The organism is Bacillus sp. FSL R9-9410, assembly GCF_038050385.1.
GTDB classification, from domain to species: Bacteria; Bacillota; Bacilli; order Bacillales; family Bacillaceae_G; genus Bacillus_A; species Bacillus_A cereus_U.
Genome location: NZ_JBBOTV010000001.1, coordinates 2,576,266 through 2,593,173 on the forward strand (window position 1 = coordinate 2,576,266; position 16,908 = coordinate 2,593,173).

Here is a 16,908-nt window from a genome sequence, read left to right on the forward strand (position 1 = left end):
TATTCTAACCTACTTGCTTAGATTTTACACATCATATAGTATGCATTCAACTAAAACCTCATATAATGAACGATATTATTTAATATTATTCAAGTTTATAACTAAATATCTTAAAAACATTGATTTTTATGGGGATTTTGTTTAATTTGATGAAATATCATGTGTTATTAGAACATCGATTTTATCCTCTTTTTTGAGGCTTCATTCAGTGGATGAAATTATATCAACGATTCGACAAGATATATTGATAAAAATGACAATCATCCTATCTTCTATTTCATACTATTAGGGAGGTTGTTCCAAATTCCCTTTTGTTTCACTTATCAAATTTTAAATCCACAAAAACACCGTAATGATTACTTGGGAATATGCATGATGAAGTTAGTACTGAATCTGCAAATATTGATACATTTTCTATATTTTGAAATTCAAACGCGTCATTTTCTTGATAGAAATTTAGTTAGTACAATCACAATCCGAGCAATCGGTACAATCTATTACGTCACAATCTAAATTTCTCTTTTTCTTGCTTCTTTTTAAATAAAAAAATAGTAGTGCCATAAATAATACGCAAATAACAAAAGCTATTGTTGCCTCTATATATTTTTCATGAATGATAAAACCAATTCCACTTCCACCTGATATAAAAATTAGAATTATGTAAATCCAGAACATTTACGTAGCTACCTCCGTTGATATGTGGTTTAAGATATAATCCATATAATACTAGATGCAATAAATAGTCCCATACCATTACCGCTTAATATACCGGTCGTTACTCTTAGTAAATTTGTACTGCTTCTCCATTTCCATTTTTGGGTGAATCCATCGATTAATAATGGAATTTGAGCAAAAAAGGACAGCATTAATGCGAGACTAAACGAAGGTGTTATTAAAAAGTAAATTGGAAACATACAGAAACCAATAAACATACCTGTGCATCGTGCACATAAAGGTAAGTATTTTTGTAGTTTAAGAAAACTCCTTTCCGGTATTCTATGACAAGGAATATGCAAAATAAAACCTCGAATCAATACGGATCATCCTCTCTACAAATATTTTAATTGATTTCGCAACATAATTATAGAGTTGTTACACTTCGTAACATATAACTTCTTATAGTTACGAGGCTTAGTCAGCAAAATCCAAAAAGACAAATTAGGTTAATGGTCACCTAATTTGTCTTTTTGTTACTATAGCTTTATTTTACATCTCCTCAGGCGCCTCCACCCCAAGTAAACGTAATCCCTCTTTTAATACAACCGTCACAGCATAAGCTAATGCGAGTCTACTCTCTTTCTCTTCGTTCTCTTCTAATATACGAACATTTCCATAATATTTATTGAACGCTTGTGCTACATCTAATACGTATTTTGAAATAATAGATGGTTCATTTTTGTTGAAGGCCGCTTCAATTACTTGCGGGAATTTATTGAGTAATTTTACTACACTCCAGCTGTAATCGTCTTTTAATCCAAAAGTACACGTTTCAAATTCCACACTTTCTTTTCTTAAAATTGAACAAGCACGCGCATGCGTGTACTGTACATACGGTCCTGTTTCCCCTTCAAATTTCAACATATTTTCTAGTGAAAATTCGATATTATGCATACGCTCATTTTTTAAATCGTGGAAGATAACTGCTCCAACACCTACTTGCTTTGCCACTTCTTCTTTTTGTTTTAAATTCGGATTTTTCTCTTCAATATTTTGTTCCGCAAGTGCAACAGCTTCTTCTAGCACTTCTTCTAATAAAATAATTCTGCCCTTACGTGTCGACATTTTCTTGCCATCTTTTAATATGAATCCGAACGGTACATGTTCCATCCCATCCACCCAGTTATAGCCAAGCTTTTTTAATACAGTGAAAAATTGATTGAAATGTAAACTTTGTTCGGGTCCTACTACATATAAAGCTTTATCAAACTCGTATGTGTTTTGACGATACAATGCCGCTGTTAAATCACGTGTTGCGTAAATGGTAGCACCATCTGATTTTCTAATTAAGCACGGCGGCATACCTTCTTCTTCTAAATTAACGACTAATGCCCCTTCTGATTCTTCCAGTAAATCGTACTCTTCTAAAATCCCAATAAAGTCTTCCATTTTATCGTTATAGAAAGCTTCTCCTTGAAAATTTGTAAATTCCACGCCGAGAAGTTCATAAATACGAGAAAATTCTTTTAAAGACTCATGACGGAACCAATTCCAAAGTTCGACTGCTTCTTCATTTCCCCCTTCTAGTTTTTTAAACCATGAGCGTCCTTCTTCTTCTAGTTCTTTGTTCTCTTTTACTTCTTCATGAAACTGAACATATAGCTTAAATAACTCACGTATTGGATCCTCTTTAACAATTTCTTCATTTCCCCATTTTTTATATGCGGTAATTAATTTTCCAAACTGTGTTCCCCAATCGCCAATATAATTGATTCCTACAACTTCATACCCACATTTTTCGGCGATATGTTTCAGCGAATTACCGATCATTGTAGAACGTAAATGCCCCATTGAAAAAGGTTTCGCGATATTAGGAGAGGAATAATCGATAACTACTGTTTTTTCACATCCAAAATGATTTTGACCGTACTCTTCTTTCTCCGCTAAAATTGTTTTTAATACTTCATCACTTACTGTTTGACGATTAAAAAAGACGTTTACATACGGGCCAACAGCCTCTATTTTCATAAAAAATGGGTCATTTAATTTCTCCGCAACTTCCTTTGCGATAGTAGCTGGTGATTTTCTATATTGCTTCGCTAGTGAAAAACATGGGAACGCTGCATCACCGAATTCATCTTGTTTTGGTGTTTCGATTAAATCTAAAATTTGATTTTGCGTTAATTCATTCGTAAAAATATTCGATAAACTTTTCGCAAACTGCGTTTTATAATTCATACTATAACCTCCTTATTTTTTAAAACACAAAAAACTCGTCTCTAAAAAAGAGACGAGTTTTAACCCGTGGTACCACCCTTGTTGTTCATTACGAACCACTTTCCCGTTTATAACGAGGACAGGGGGCCTCGGCTTACTCTACTATTCGTTCAAGAAGCGTCTCCGAAGTGCGCTTCATCTTTTTCTTCTGCACTAGGCTCACACCATCCCTAGCTCGCTTTCCTTCTGAAAAAGACTACTCTCTTCATCACAGACAGTATATTTAATTAATTATTGCTTATTATACATCTTTTCAAACAATTAGCAAGGGTCAATTACACCAAAATGAAACTTAGCACTTTTTCTTTTGTATACATGAAAATTGTGTTTTTCAAATCTAGAACTACGGAAATGATCTTTCAGAACAACACGTTTTCTCGCCACACGCTTCGCTTCCGCAATTGTTTCATCAGTAATATCATGATACAAAGCGAAGTGTTTTAATCCTTTAATTCCATCTGATTCGATGATAGTTTCTTCAAACATCGGATCAAGGTAAACAACATCATAACTATCATCTTCACATTGTGTTAAAAATGCGAAATGCTCTGTTTGTTTTACATCGATTCTTTGCATTGCCTCATCGATTTCAGAAACAGATGAAGACCACGTTTGCAAGCCTTTTCCCATGATGTAAGCCATATATTCGTTTCCTTCAATCCCTGTTACTTTTCCGTTCTCACCAACAATATAACTAGCTACAATACTATCTGATGCCATACCGAGCGTACAATCTAATACTGTCATTCCGCTCTCTAATTTGGTAGCTTGTATAAACGGATCATGTTCTCCGCGCATTAACCTTTTCACACGAAACATTGCTGAGTTTGGATGAAAGAAAAACGACTCTTCCGTACCCTTTGGATAAATAGCTAATCGGTTTTTCCCTACAATCAGCACATCTTGTTCATACTGCTCATGCAGTTTGTGCACAGGTATATCATTACGTAAAACGAAAGAACAATTTAATTCTTCTGCTACCTTATTTGCATAAGCTGTCATTTCTTTATTTGTTCTTCCTGCTGTTGTTACTATCATTTTTTCACCTCTATATAAAGAAAAGAGGGAGATTCACTCTCCCCCTACTTTAGCAATTCTTTTCGAAAGCTTGTTCTAAGTTTGTAATAATTTCGTCCATTGTTGCGCCTTCAATTTCATGACGGTGAATGAAATGAACAACTTCTTTTCCTTTTAGTAATGCCATAGATGGTGAAGATGGAGGAATTTCTCCGAAGTATTCACGCATTTTCGCAGTAGCATCTTTATCTTGACCTGCAAATACAGTTACAAGATGATCAGGTTGTTTTTCAGCACGTACAACCGCTTGACCTGCTGATGGGCGTGCTAAACCAGCTGCACAACCACAAACAGAGTTTACAACTACTAAAGTTGTACCTGTTGCATTCTCAATAAATTCTGTTACAGCTTCTTCTGTAGTTAACTCTTCAAATCCAGAACGCACTAATTCTTGGCGCATTGGAATTACCATTTGACGCATGTATTCTTCATATGCATTTGACATCTTGTAATCTCCCCTTCAACTTTCATTCCAACTTCATCATATCACGCGCTATTAATAGGTGCAAAAGAAAGATAACGATGATTTCATTTTTTTGTAGGGATTTCACAAACCCCTTCACGGCAGTGTCCAACTGGGACAAGTTTTCTATTGTTGGCAATATATTCGTATACTTTACTTCCAAATCCAACTATGATAGATAGTTTTATAAAAGGAACTGCAAACCAATAAAGTGGGACAGCCTTTGCTAATACGTAAATGCTGTGAATTCCGTCATACCACTTATTATTTTTAAAAATATACAGTCTTTGTTCCATCTTACTTTGTAATTCTTGAGATAGTTCATACTTCTCAACTACATCTTCATCTCGAAATGAAACAAATTTCATTGTACCCTTTTTATCTAACCTTTTCGTCCGCTCTGCCACTGCCGTACACATCGGACACCAACTATCATAGAAAACAATCATATATTATTCCCCTTTACGAGACTCCGTCATTTGCTTCCATACAGAACCTTTTGCTTCTTCGCCGCCTTCAATACGTTCTAAAGCTAAACGCGCTTGCATTGCTACTTCAAACTCTGGATCATCTTCAGCTGCTTTTAATGCCGGAATTGCACTTTCATCACCAAGTTCAAATAAGAACATTGCTGCACGCCAGCGTACTAATTTACTTGAATCTTTCAGAGATTTAATCATAACGAACATCGCTGCTGGGTCACCTACATCTGATAAGCAATCTCCTGCTGTACGGCGAACACTTACAGAACGATCTAATAACGCTTTATATAATAACGGCAATACTCCATCACCTTTTACCATACCTAAATAAGCTGTTGCTAAGCGGCGAATAGATACTTTCTCATCATCTAGCGCCATTTTCAATACCGTCATATCCTCTTCCGTTGGATCCATTTGTTCTAAAGCTGCAAAACGTTTTTTCCAGTCAGAATCCTTCATCATCTCTTCTGTTACTTTATATGGCTCACGCTTTTGAATCGTTACTTCAACAGCACCTGCTTGATTCAATAATTCTTTAACCGTTTCATTTACACGTTCTTCTGAATAAGCAGCAACAATTTCTTCTACTACTTCTTTCCCGATTTCTTCAAAATTACCGTAACGTGTACTTTGTTCTACCCATTTGCGCTCTTTCACAACGTTAGGTGCAGACATTTGCACTTTCATAATGGATTCTTTAAAACGATCAGGTAAGCCTACACGCTCTTCTGTCGTTCCATCTGTTAACTTCACTTGCATCGGAATAGTAAAGAACATTTGAACAAACACTTTCACTTCTCCAAAATGAGAAAGTTGTTGTTCTTCGCTTTCTTCCACTATTTCTTCACCAAAAACGGCACGAACTTGTTGTAATAAAACTTTCCAGTCAAACTTCGCATTTCGCTCCACTGCTAAAAAGTCTGCAACATGATATACACCTTTAATGCCTTCAATTTTCAAAATTTCTTGCACTTGCATTGGTGCTTGTTCTTTATTTTCATTTGTATAATTATTACGCGCTCCTGATGGTAATACTTCATTTAAAATAACTTTCATTGTATTCGGACTTGGCGTCGGTTCGATTGCTTTAATTTTCACGTAAAAATACTCTCCTTTATTGCGTGTTCTTAGCTGTATTGTAACATGTTATCCCTCTATACTCCTACTCGGATGCTTAATTTTACTAATTCCCCTCCTACATTTTTAGAATTTCAATTATTTCTATTTTTCACCTAATCGTTCCGGAACTATAGTTAAAAGTCTAATTGACAATAACAAAAAAAGGCATTAATCTTAACTCATAAAATGACCCCGGTCATTTTATGATCAAAGTCATTTGAAAGTGGAGGGATAACAAATGAATAATGTCATGATTATTGGTGGTGGTATTGCTGGTCTTTGCGCAGCAATTTCCTTACAAAAAATAGGATTAGATGTAAAAGTATATGATAAAAATACTGAACCTACTGTTGCTGGTGCAGGTATTATCATTGCCCCAAATGCAATGCAAGCACTTGAACCATATGGAATTTCTGAGCAAATAAAAAAATTCGGCAATGAAAGTAACGGTTTTAACCTTGTATCCGAAAAAGGAACTATATTTAGTAAATTGACCATTCCAGCTTGTTATCCAAAAATGTACTCCATTCATCGAAAAGATTTACATCAATTGCTACTTTCCAAACTACAAGAAGGTACTGTCGAATGGGGAAAAGAGTGCGTAAAAATAGAACAAAATGAAGAAAACGCCTTAAAAATATTATTTCAAGATGGTAGTGAAGCATTCGGCAATATACTCATTGCTGCAGATGGTATTCATTCTGTCGTTCGAAAACAAGTAACACAATGTGATGGTTATCGTTATGCCGGTTATACGTGTTGGCGCGGCGTAACTCCAGCTCATAATCTATCTTTAACAAACGATTTTATTGAAACTTGTGGAACAAACGGTAGATTTGGTATCGTCCCTCTTCCTAACAACGAAGTATACTGGTATGCGCTCATAAACGCTAAAGCTAGAGATCAAAAATACAAGGCTTATACAACAGCAGATTTGTATAATCATTTCAAAAGTTTCCATAATCCCATCCCAGCTATTTTAAAAAACGCATCGGACGTTAATATAATTCATCGTGATATTGTAGACCTTATTCCAATGAAACAGTTTTTTGACAAACGCATCCTCTTTATTGGAGATGCTGCCCATGCACTTACACCTAATTTAGGCCAAGGAGCTTGTCAGGCAATTGAAGATGCTATTATTCTTGCTGAATGCATCAAAAATAATGCCCACTATCGCCAAGCATTTACAGAATACGAACAAAAAAGACGAGATAAAATTGAAAAAATCTCAAACACTGCATGGAAAGTTGGAAAAATGGCGCAAATAGAGAGTAAATCCTTAACTATACTAAGAAACCAAGTAATGAAACTTGTTCCGAAATGGGTTTCTGAAAAGCAAGCACATGAACTATACAATTTTCATTTATAAAAAACTACAACGAAAAGTGGCGAAAAGTATGACCAGATTTCTCTCTATCTTATTTTCAACTATAGTACTTATTAGTTTACTTGGATGCTCTGCTTACACCTCAAATAAAGCAGACTCAAAACTAGCATTAAAAACAGATGATGTAACGGATGTAAAGTTATTAAATATGAAGGAAAATATTACAGTAAAAGCAGAAACAAATAATAATGGATTTATTGTACAAATGCTCAAATCTATTCAAGCAGGTACACCTAAAGAAATCTCCTTAACAAAACAAACTATGGAATCTGTATCGAGTAAAATGGAAATTGTATATGAAGATCATTCAATCAAAACTTTATTAATTTGGGTGAATGATGATGAGACAATTACAGTAGCAGAAAACTCTAGCAGCACAACTACAAAGGGTCTTCAAATACAACACGACATAAAAACTCCCATGATTGTATTAAACTTTATTAAACAGTAAAATTAAGCATGAAATAAGATTTTATTTGAGATAATCTAATAAATAGATATAATTGTTTGTGTTAGGAGTAGATTATATGCTTAGAGAAACGAGAAAAAAAGAATTAAAAGAACTTATATTCCTAAAAGCAGTACAGCTCTTTCAAGAACGTGGGTACGAAAATGTAACGGTTCAAGATATTACTACTGCATGCGGGATTGCAAAAGGAACTTTCTTCAACTACTTTCCGAAAAAAGAAAACATATTATTATTTTTAGGTGGTTCTCAAATTGAACTATGGAATGAAAGTTTAAAAACGTATGAAAATGTGGAACATCCAAAAGAACGAATCAAACTTGTTTTAGGAGACTTACTGGATCGCTTTACTGGACAAGGAGAATTAATGACGCATGCTGTTTTTGAAATTATTAAATCTAACTACTTAGTAGAAAATGAATTAAAAAGTATACAACAGCTACAAGAAAGTTTGTCTTCTATTATTACAGAAGCGAAAGAGACAGGAAAATTACACAGTCCATGGGATACAAATATCATCACTTCTACTATTATGAGTACTTATTTTTATACACTAATGTCCCACTCGCTATTACACGCTAATGAAACAAGTGCGAAAAATATACTTAATCAACAGTTGGATATTGTTTGGGAAGGTATCAATCAAAAATAATAGAGGGCTATGCTACAAAGCCCTCTTAACTTTTAATACTCTTTACGTTTTACCCCGATGCCCCCTCTCTCCTTCTCTCCAGAAATGTAATACTCTCAATCACAACTTCAGTTCTATATATTTTCTTTCCTTTCTCATCATCGTAATTATTCGTATGAATACGCCCTGTAATCCCAACAAGTGAGCCCTTCGTACAATATTCTGTTACATTTTCAGCCGATTTTCGCCATACGACACAATTTATAAAATCGACTTGTTGTTCACCCAAACTATTTCGAAAACCTCTATTCACCGCAACACATATTCGCGCATAAGCGACACCTTGTTTTGTGTAGTATAATTCTGGCTCCTTTGTCAATCTACCAATTAATACAACTCGATTCATCATAAGTTATACCACCTCACATATTTTTCTTCATTGTAAAGAAAAATGTTGGAAGGGTAAAAAGCGCAAAATGATATGTTTGTAAGCAAAAATTATTGCTTTATATCTTACAAATCAAAAAAAGAAACCCTACATAGTTTAAACATGTAAGGTTTCCAAAAATATTATACTTCACTGCAAAATATGTAATATCCTCCGCGGGCCATCTTTATTTCAGCGCGGTACATTACATTTTCTAAGTAGAAAGTAATCGGTTTAACTTTACTCTCAATTTTTAATTGTTCATTACATTTAGCCGCATAGCTTTCAATAGCTGAACGAATGACTTCTGCTGATGGATATGTTAACGCGTCATCTAGTTCTATGAAAAAACTTTTAGAAAATAGTTTTTTCATAATCCCTTTTTTCTCTTTCATCATATTCCATCCCCCTTCAATTTAAGTCGCCAACATCCATATTTTCAATTTATCTTTAAAAATAAAAAAACCTGCACATTTCATGCAGGATTTTTTATTAGTCATTTTTCGTAAAGTAAGAAACGAAACGAAGAATTTCTAAGTATAACCATACTAGCGTCATCATTAGACCCATTGCACTGTACCACTCCATATATTTTGGAGCTTGGCTACGTGCACCATTTTCGATTAAATCGAAATCTAGTAATAAATTTAATGCAGCAACTACAATAATAACTGCACTAATGATCATACCAATTGTCCCACCTTGGTGAATATATGGAACAGAAACACCGAACATGTTTAGTAAGAATACGATTAAATACATAACCATAATTCCCATTGTTGCTGCTATAACACCTGTGCGGAATTTATCAGTTACCTTCACTACGCGTGTTGCATATAAAACTAACATCGCAAATAGAATTGAGATTGTTAGTAATACAGCGTTTAAAACGATAGAATCCTGAAATTTCATTGCATAAACTGCTGAAATACTCCCTAACACTACCCCTTCTACTGCCGCATAAATCGGTGCACCAATTGGTGATATGCGCGGGAAGAAGATAGATGCAAACGCAACGATTGCCGCAATAACTAAAGCACCAATTAATACTGGCATTTTCATCGTACCATTTGACATCTGTATGTATGAATAGACAGACGTTGCAAGCAGCAAGATAAGCATGATAAACGTTTTGCCTACTGTTCCGCCAATAGTCATCGCAGAAGTATTTGCTCCCTCTTTACGGAATGCCTCTTTTTTCAACATTGGATTAGATGTTCTCATTTTTTCCCTCCTAAAATAGGTTCTACCAATAGTGTAAAGTTTTTCTCTTTACTTTTCAATATATGCAGCTTGTTTTTATTTTAAACCTTCAACGATGTCTGATAACTCGCTCCATCTTTCCATCGTTTTTTCTAGCTCTTCTTCTGTTTTCTGCTGTGCTTCAGATAATTCTTGTGCCTTTGTGAAGTCAGATCCAACTTTCGCAAGTTCTTCTCCAATTGACTCAATTTTCTCTTCTAGTTCGGCAATTGTATCTTCAATTGTTTCCCATTCACGCTGCTCATTGTATGAAAGTTTACGTTTACGTTGTTGTTTTGGAGCTTCTTCTACTACTTTTTTCTCTTTTTGAACTTCCGCTTTCTCAATAAGTTCTTTCGTTTTTTCCATTTCTAAATAATCTGTATAACTACCTAGGAATTCACGCACTTCGCCCTCACCACTAAAGATGAACAATTCATCTACTACTTTATCTAAGAAGTAACGGTCATGCGATACAGTTAAAACGACACCTGGGAAATCTTCTAAATAATCTTCCAGTACTGTTAATGTTTGTGTATCTAGATCATTCGTAGGCTCATCAAGTAATAGTACGTTTGGTTCTCCCATTAAAATACGCAATAAATATAAACGTCTTCTTTCGCCACCAGATAGTTTACCAAGCGTTGTTCCATGTGAATGCGGTAGGAATAAGAAACGTTCTAGCATTTGAGATGCGCCAATTACTTTTCCATCTGTCGTATGAATAACTTCCGCAATTTCTTTAATGTATTCAATCATACGCTGGTTTAAATTCATCTCTTCATTTTCTTGCGTATAATAGGCAACTTTTACAGTTTGTCCTACTTCAATTTCACCACTATCAGGAGAGAATTTTCCTGCAAGCATATTTAATAGCGATGATTTTCCGCTTCCATTTGCTCCGATGATTCCGATACGATCACCAGGCTTCACAATATGATTAAAGTTATGTAATACTGTTTTATCACCAAATTTTTTCGTTACATCTTTTAATTCAAGTACTTTCTTTCCTAAACGACTTCCACTTAGTGCAATATCAACTGATTGCTTCGCTGCTGGTCCTTCTTGTCCCTTCAGCTCATCAAAACGCTGAATACGCGCCTTTTGTTTCGTAGAGCGGGCTTTTGCACCACGACGAATCCAAGCAAGTTCACGACGATATAAATTTTGGCGTTTTGATTCTTGTGCCGATTCTTGCTCTTCACGAAGTGCTTTCGCTTCTAAAAATGTACTATAGTTTCCTTCGTAGCTATATAGTTTACCATTGTCTAATTCAAAAATACGGTTTGCTACACGATCTAAGAAATAACGATCATGGGTTACAAGTAATACCGCACCTGTATATCTTGCTAAATATTCTTCCAACCATTCAACTGTCTCATGGTCAAGATGGTTCGTAGGCTCATCCAAAATTAATAAATCAGGTGTTTCAATAAAACATTGCGCCATTGCAATACGCTTTTTTTGTCCACCAGATAGGTTTCCAACAGTTGCTGTAAAATCAGTAATTCCTAATTTCGTTAATAACGATTTTGCATTCGCATTTGCTTCCCATGCACTCATCGCATCCATACGTTGCTGCACTGCAAATAATTGTTCCTGTACTTTTTCATTACTTGGATCTTTTTCGATATTTAATAACGATTGTTCATAATCACGAAGAAGACGAATTAAAGGTGTATCACCATGGAACACTTGCTCTAATACTGTTAGTTTTTCATCAAACTCTGGTTGCTGTGATAAATAACTAATTGTATAACCACGTGAATGCGTCATATCACCTGTATCAGGAGTTTCTAATCCTGCAATAATTTTTAATAATGTCGATTTACCAGTACCGTTTACACCAATAATTCCGACACGTTGTCCTTCTGTAATACTACATGATAATCCATCAAATAACGGTTTTTCTCCATATGATTTCGATAAGTTCTCCACAGTTAACATTTTCATATTTGTGCATTCCACTCTTTCATAAATTGTTCAATAAACTGTTCCATATAACGATGACGAATTTCAGCCTCTTGTTTTGCTGCATTCGTGTTCATCAAATCTTTTAGCTTCAAAAGTTTTTCATAAAAATGATTTAAAGATGGATCATTATTTTTTCTATATTCATCTTTCGTCATCACTTCTCGAGGCGGAATAGTTGGATCATACATTAATCTCCCTTTCGCCCCTCCGTATGCAAATGTACGAGCTATTCCAATTGCACCAAGAGCATCTAAACGATCCGCATCTTGAACAATTCTCCCTTCAAGTGACTCAACTGTGCCACCATGACCGCCCTTATAAGACATATTGGCGATGATATGAAGAACATGTTTACTTTCCACTTCTTCAACATGTAACTCCTCTAACCAATCAGAAACTTTTTTCATTCCTGCTTCTTCACTCTCATTTAACTTCTCATCTGCTACATCGTGAAGTAATGCTGCCATTTCAATTATAAAACGATTTCCCCCTTCTTGCTCGGATAAAGAAATCGCCAATTTATGTACGCGTTCAATATGATACCAATCATGCCCACTCGCATCTTTTTCTAAAATATGCTTTACGAAAGTTATTGTTTTTTGTATTTTTTCTTGTTTTATCATTTTATCTTCACCCAGTTACTTATTGTAACACGCCCGCATTTTTTCATCACATATTTTCTTGTCCGCCCATACACTAGGTGGTAGGCATCATTATGAAGGAGGAATAAAAATGTTCTATAATAATCAACCGCCTTATCCACAACAACCATTTTCCCCTCAACATCAGGAACAAAGATATGCTGAACAGTATGGGGAGCAAGAAACACAGCATCAAGAGCCTCAATACGAACAAAATCCATACGCAACACCGCAAACTCAAGAAACTGAATATCAACAAAATCCATATGACACACGTCCAAATTATGAATATCCTCAAAATCCATATGCAGCACCACCAACTCAAGAACAACCATATCAGCAAAATCCATACACAACTCAGTACACTCAAGAACAACAAAATCCATATGTACCGCAGCGCACCCAAGAACAACAATATCAGCAAAATCCATATGCAACTCAGCCACAACAACCGATGTATCAACCAAACTCCGACCAACGTGTCTCACCACCTGCACCACCAACTATCGATCCGACGCAACCACAAATTTTACCGCCTGGTCCAACATTCGATATTACACAGCCACAAATTTTACCACCAGGATCTATTACAGAACCAACGCAACAACAAATCCAACAAGTTGTCGGTACACAGTTTTTACCTTTAAAGAAACCTGTACTTGATTTCGTAAAACCTTGGGTAGATTACGGTTTAAATGAAGCGAAACATACATCACATCAACACGCTTTAACTGAGGTTGCTGCAATTATGTTCTTAGTTGGTAAAGGATTCAACCCAACGATTGCTCATTATATTGTTGAATCTTGGGAGAAGAATGAGCAGTTTTAGGGTTATTTATTTGCTAAAACATAAAAAATATAAAAGTGCCAAATCCCTTATATCACAAGGGGTCTGGCACTTTTTAGTATCTAGAACAAATTTTATTAGAATAATTATTTTTATAGATTTTCATACTTTTTTATATAATACGTGAACAAAATGTGAGCAAATATGTGAACATAAACGGCACACGAAACGCCTTTACTATTTTGAATTTCATATCAGGGCAAACCATTTACTTTAACTTTTAGATTCACAGTAAACCCTAATTCTTCATCATCCAAAGTATGTCTAAACTTGGGCATACTTTTTCACTTCATATATACGTAGACTTCACATGCAGTTACATAGTATATTTTCCCTTGGCTGTTGTGTACTTTATATTGCGGTGAGCCATTAACACTTATTTTGGCATCGATAATGAAACCAAGTCCTTCATCTACAGTTCCAGCTACATCTTTATCAGACCAAGAAGCAGAATCATAGAAGCGAAGGTTGTCCACTTTAGAAACAACGCGTTTTCCTACTTCAGAACTTGCAGCAGAAGTTTGTTCCCCTTCATATCGAATGTAAGAAGGATTGTTATAAATCCATTGGTTACCGCCAAGATTTAGCCAATCACCTTGTTTTCCCCATACTTGATATGCTTCATTTTTACCTAATTGACGGGTAATGCCATAATTTGTTGATGGTCCACTTCTTAGGTTTACGTTATAACCATCGATATAAGCAACTCCTGTTGCCCCTGTAACGTTTTGAGCAGGTTCTTGTGGTTTTGGTTTAACTGTAACTGTTTCGCCTTCATATGCCTTTTGTACGTCCAATCTGAATTGTGATTCTGATACGCCATGACTGCGAAGATAATCAAGCGGATCTTCGTGGTCGGTTCCACCTAATTTATAAGTAATATCTTTATGTGTCCATAATCCTTTGCTTGGATGAATCCCTCTATCTTTTAAAATCTTAGCTAATAGTTTTACATAACGTTCATACGATGATTTAAATTTAGCTGGATTACTAGTTTCAGAAAGCTCTACGTGAACAAATCGTTTGTTAGCAGCTGGTCCAGCACCATAAGCGATATATTTTGTATCGGCAATTTGAATTGTTTCATCCCAATCTACTGCATAATGAACGAAAGCAGAACGCCATGTACGAGATTCATATTTTTGAATATTAATTGCTGGTGCTTCTGGTGTTGCTGTACTATGTGCTACAACGCCTTCATAAGCGCCCACACCGTTACGATACGCTTGTTTCGGTAAGTCTTGGATAATTAGTACTCTATCGGCAAAAGAAGCCGTAGCGAACGAAAATAAGAGCAATAGAGTCATAAATAATGAGCTAAATAGTTTAATTGGTTTTTTCATTGTGTATTTTCCCCTTTTTAGCCAAACAAAAAGAGCACCGTCTTTTGACAATGCTCTCTCCTTATGTAAGGCGTATATTTTTATTTGGTAGTATGTTTTTCTTTTCTTGCATCGGACCTTTGGATTTTCGCCTGGATTTCGGATGCTACACTTTCTAATAACCATGCAGGAATCCATTTATCCCAGCCGATTCTTGCGCAGTTTGCAGCAAAACTATTAAAGATATGATAGATTAGCCCACCGGTTACCATGAAGAAAAAGAAATCCGGTAGTTTAAGAGCCGTATCAAAGAAATGTGCAAGAGCAGGTAATGATAAAAGCACCACGGTTCTCGTGATACCTTCAATTCCATATTGTGATGAATAGGTACCATCTAATTTAGAAGCTCTACTACCAGTAATCCAATCTAGCATGATAATCCATCCGAAAATCACTATCCAAATTAGATTCGTCTTTCCATACATAAAATTAACTAGTGTTCCTAATCCACCACTTATTGCTGCACCCATTTTAAATTGAGTACTTGTAATAACATCGGCTATATTTAATGACTTGATGAGCTCGTGAATTCTTTCCAAGTTCTCACCTCCTTTCAAATTTTGACCAAAATAAAAAAGCCTACTGTTGTACGCTTGATTTGGATAAATCTACATGTTCATTTTCTTCCACACGTATTCTAGCGGTTCAGTTCGTGGTGGTTTCATTACTGCTTTTTCAGTAGCCTTGCTTTCGTTTCGGGAGAAATCGAACATAACCCCTTTTCGTATAGCAGTTGGTCTAACTCCTGTAATATACATATTACTGATTTCTAATTTTGAACCTTTACGTGTTTGTATTTTACGCGTTGCGGTTTGATATGGGGTTTCCGGTTGAAATATTATGCCCTTTATTGTCATAAAATCACCAGCCTTATTCTACTCGTAATGCAATTTGGTAATCAGCGAATGAACTCCATACACTTGAGTAGTAAGTGTTAAATACCTTATACTTCTGTACTTCTTCACCTTGAGAAATTTCAACGATATCGCCAGTCACATAATTTGAACCTCTATATATGTAGAAACCATCAAATTTTGCTCTTAATCCATCTACGGAATCTCCCATGAAAAGTGATGTGAATATCATATTTCCTTCTGGAGATGGCGCCTTTAAAAATACTTTTTCCCAAAAGAAATTACCAACAGTAAGATTTTTAAACCCATCATACATTAATTTGCTTCTAGCAGTTACCAGTGCCGTAGGAGAACCCCAATACGAACCAGCACTCACTAAGACACTAAATGGAGAAGATATAGGGCTGAATTGTTCTTGTTGATATAGTTCATTTGGAATACCAATTAAACCTATTACAGTTTTCCCTTTTCGTTCTGGAAAGTTATCATCGTTTTCATAAACACAATAGATAACAATGTCCTTATCAACGTATAAATATAAGTCCACCATAACAATTGGTTTACTAATAGTATTGATGCTAGTAGAGTTTGTTATTTTCCCTTGATGAAAACATAACGGGTAGAAAGGACCAGGGCCACCAAAGGTAACATCCTGCTCTTTATCATATCTTTCAATTAATCTAAAGCTTGCATCAGTAGCAGACTTAGAAGGATCTCTTATATCATAGTCTTTATATATACCTGCTATAATATCTTTGGTACTTGCAGTGGCGTGATCAAATGGACGCAATTCTATATAATGGTTCTTCATGCCATCGTTACCGTTTGAGTACATGACATAAATTTTATCTTTTGATGGTTTGTCAGCATTTAATTGCTGCCACCCAGCCTTTTTCATTTCATCGATAATCTTCATAAAGACTTCTCTTCGCTCTAGTCTGTGTAACTTACAAATTTTATTTGTCATTTTACATGTTCC

Annotated in this window: 20 protein-coding genes and 1 other annotated feature; of the genes, 4 read left to right on the plus strand and 16 right to left on the minus strand. The window is 35.4% G+C overall.

Going from position 1 to position 16,908, the window contains the following annotated elements; genetic code table 11:
- Positions 1-456: 456 nt before the first annotated feature.
- The 7 genes from MKX77_RS13355 to MKX77_RS13385 form a co-directional block, all read right to left on the minus strand.
- Positions 457-675, minus strand: a complete 219-nt coding sequence (locus MKX77_RS13355) for a hypothetical protein (RefSeq protein WP_341306895.1) — start codon at positions 673-675, stop codon at positions 457-459.
- A 29-nt stretch (positions 676-704) separates the two neighbouring features.
- Entirely contained in the window at positions 705-1,034 is a 330-nt protein-coding gene (locus MKX77_RS13360) for a DUF2085 domain-containing protein (protein ID WP_341306896.1), read from the minus strand.
- Between the two features lie 172 nt (positions 1,035-1,206).
- Positions 1,207-2,895, minus strand: coding sequence for an arginine--tRNA ligase (argS, locus tag MKX77_RS13365; protein ID WP_341306897.1), 1,689 nt, complete (start codon positions 2,893-2,895; stop codon positions 1,207-1,209).
- A gap of 45 nt (positions 2,896-2,940) precedes the next feature.
- Positions 2,941-3,155, minus strand: a binding site (T-box leader).
- Positions 3,156-3,195: 40 nt separating this feature from the next.
- Positions 3,196-3,972 carry a class I SAM-dependent methyltransferase gene (locus MKX77_RS13370; RefSeq protein WP_341306898.1) on the minus strand — a complete coding sequence of 259 codons (777 nt, stop codon included), beginning with the start codon at positions 3,970-3,972 and terminating at the stop codon, positions 3,196-3,198.
- 49 nt (positions 3,973-4,021) lie between these two features.
- Positions 4,022-4,456 carry a BrxA/BrxB family bacilliredoxin gene (locus tag MKX77_RS13375; RefSeq protein ID WP_002065140.1) on the minus strand — a complete coding sequence of 145 codons (435 nt, stop codon included), beginning with the start codon at positions 4,454-4,456 and terminating at the stop codon, positions 4,022-4,024.
- Between the two features lie 83 nt (positions 4,457-4,539).
- Positions 4,540-4,923, minus strand: a complete 384-nt coding sequence (locus tag MKX77_RS13380; protein WP_215556183.1) for a thiol-disulfide oxidoreductase DCC family protein — start codon at positions 4,921-4,923, stop codon at positions 4,540-4,542.
- A gap of 3 nt (positions 4,924-4,926) precedes the next feature.
- The gene (locus MKX77_RS13385; RefSeq protein ID WP_215556182.1) at positions 4,927-6,054 is read right to left on the minus strand and encodes a conserved virulence factor C family protein; all 1,128 of its coding nucleotides are present in this window, start codon (positions 6,052-6,054) and stop codon (positions 4,927-4,929) included.
- A gap of 259 nt (positions 6,055-6,313) precedes the next feature.
- Here MKX77_RS13385 and MKX77_RS13390 point away from each other — a divergent pair, with 259 nt between their 5' ends.
- The 3 genes from MKX77_RS13390 (at position 6,314) to MKX77_RS13400 (ending at position 8,583) form a co-directional block, all read left to right on the plus strand.
- Positions 6,314-7,447, plus strand: a complete 1,134-nt coding sequence (locus tag MKX77_RS13390) for an FAD-dependent monooxygenase (RefSeq protein WP_341306899.1) — start codon at positions 6,314-6,316, stop codon at positions 7,445-7,447.
- Between the two features lie 28 nt (positions 7,448-7,475).
- Positions 7,476-7,916, plus strand: a complete 441-nt coding sequence (locus tag MKX77_RS13395) for a hypothetical protein (RefSeq protein ID WP_341306900.1) — start codon at positions 7,476-7,478, stop codon at positions 7,914-7,916.
- 76 nt (positions 7,917-7,992) lie between these two features.
- Positions 7,993-8,583, plus strand: coding sequence for a TetR/AcrR family transcriptional regulator (locus MKX77_RS13400; RefSeq protein WP_341306901.1), 591 nt, complete (start codon positions 7,993-7,995; stop codon positions 8,581-8,583).
- A 49-nt stretch (positions 8,584-8,632) separates the two neighbouring features.
- On the opposite strand, the gene MKX77_RS13405 is transcribed toward MKX77_RS13400, so the two are convergent.
- The 5 genes from MKX77_RS13405 to MKX77_RS13425 form a co-directional block, all read right to left on the minus strand.
- Positions 8,633-8,971 carry a single-stranded DNA-binding protein gene (locus tag MKX77_RS13405; protein WP_341306902.1) on the minus strand — a complete coding sequence of 113 codons (339 nt, stop codon included), beginning with the start codon at positions 8,969-8,971 and terminating at the stop codon, positions 8,633-8,635.
- Positions 8,972-9,132: 161 nt separating this feature from the next.
- Positions 9,133-9,387 (minus strand): DUF4318 domain-containing protein, encoded by a 255-nt coding sequence (locus MKX77_RS13410; protein ID WP_341306903.1) that lies wholly within the window; start codon positions 9,385-9,387, stop codon positions 9,133-9,135.
- A gap of 94 nt (positions 9,388-9,481) precedes the next feature.
- Positions 9,482-10,213 (minus strand): Bax inhibitor-1/YccA family protein, encoded by a 732-nt coding sequence (locus tag MKX77_RS13415; protein WP_341306904.1) that lies wholly within the window; start codon positions 10,211-10,213, stop codon positions 9,482-9,484.
- Between the two features lie 75 nt (positions 10,214-10,288).
- Positions 10,289-12,184, minus strand: a complete 1,896-nt coding sequence (locus tag MKX77_RS13420) for an ABC-F family ATP-binding cassette domain-containing protein (protein ID WP_341306905.1) — start codon at positions 12,182-12,184, stop codon at positions 10,289-10,291.
- Complete coding sequence (locus MKX77_RS13425) at positions 12,181-12,828, minus strand: HD domain-containing protein (protein WP_199674107.1); 648 nt, start codon at positions 12,826-12,828, stop codon at positions 12,181-12,183. The genes MKX77_RS13420 and MKX77_RS13425 overlap by 4 nt, the downstream gene beginning before the upstream one ends.
- Positions 12,829-12,937: 109 nt before the next feature.
- On the opposite strand from MKX77_RS13425, the gene MKX77_RS13430 reads away from it, so the two are divergent.
- Positions 12,938-13,675 carry a hypothetical protein gene (locus MKX77_RS13430; RefSeq protein WP_341306906.1) on the plus strand — a complete coding sequence of 246 codons (738 nt, stop codon included), beginning with the start codon at positions 12,938-12,940 and terminating at the stop codon, positions 13,673-13,675.
- Between the two features lie 302 nt (positions 13,676-13,977).
- Here MKX77_RS13430 and MKX77_RS13435 read toward each other — a convergent pair whose 3' ends face one another.
- The 4 genes from MKX77_RS13435 to MKX77_RS13450 form a co-directional block, all read right to left on the minus strand.
- Positions 13,978-15,036: an N-acetylmuramoyl-L-alanine amidase gene (locus tag MKX77_RS13435; protein ID WP_215564313.1), complete on the minus strand. Its 1,059-nt coding sequence runs from the start codon at positions 15,034-15,036 to the stop codon at positions 13,978-13,980.
- Between the two features lie 80 nt (positions 15,037-15,116).
- The gene (locus MKX77_RS13440; RefSeq protein WP_215564311.1) at positions 15,117-15,614 is read right to left on the minus strand and encodes a phage holin family protein; all 498 of its coding nucleotides are present in this window, start codon (positions 15,612-15,614) and stop codon (positions 15,117-15,119) included.
- Between the two features lie 69 nt (positions 15,615-15,683).
- Positions 15,684-15,932 (minus strand): hypothetical protein, encoded by a 249-nt coding sequence (locus MKX77_RS13445; RefSeq protein WP_215564309.1) that lies wholly within the window; start codon positions 15,930-15,932, stop codon positions 15,684-15,686.
- A 13-nt stretch (positions 15,933-15,945) separates the two neighbouring features.
- Positions 15,946-16,896, minus strand: a complete 951-nt coding sequence (locus MKX77_RS13450) for a hypothetical protein (protein ID WP_215564307.1) — start codon at positions 16,894-16,896, stop codon at positions 15,946-15,948.
- Between the last annotated feature and the right edge of the window lie 12 nt (positions 16,897-16,908).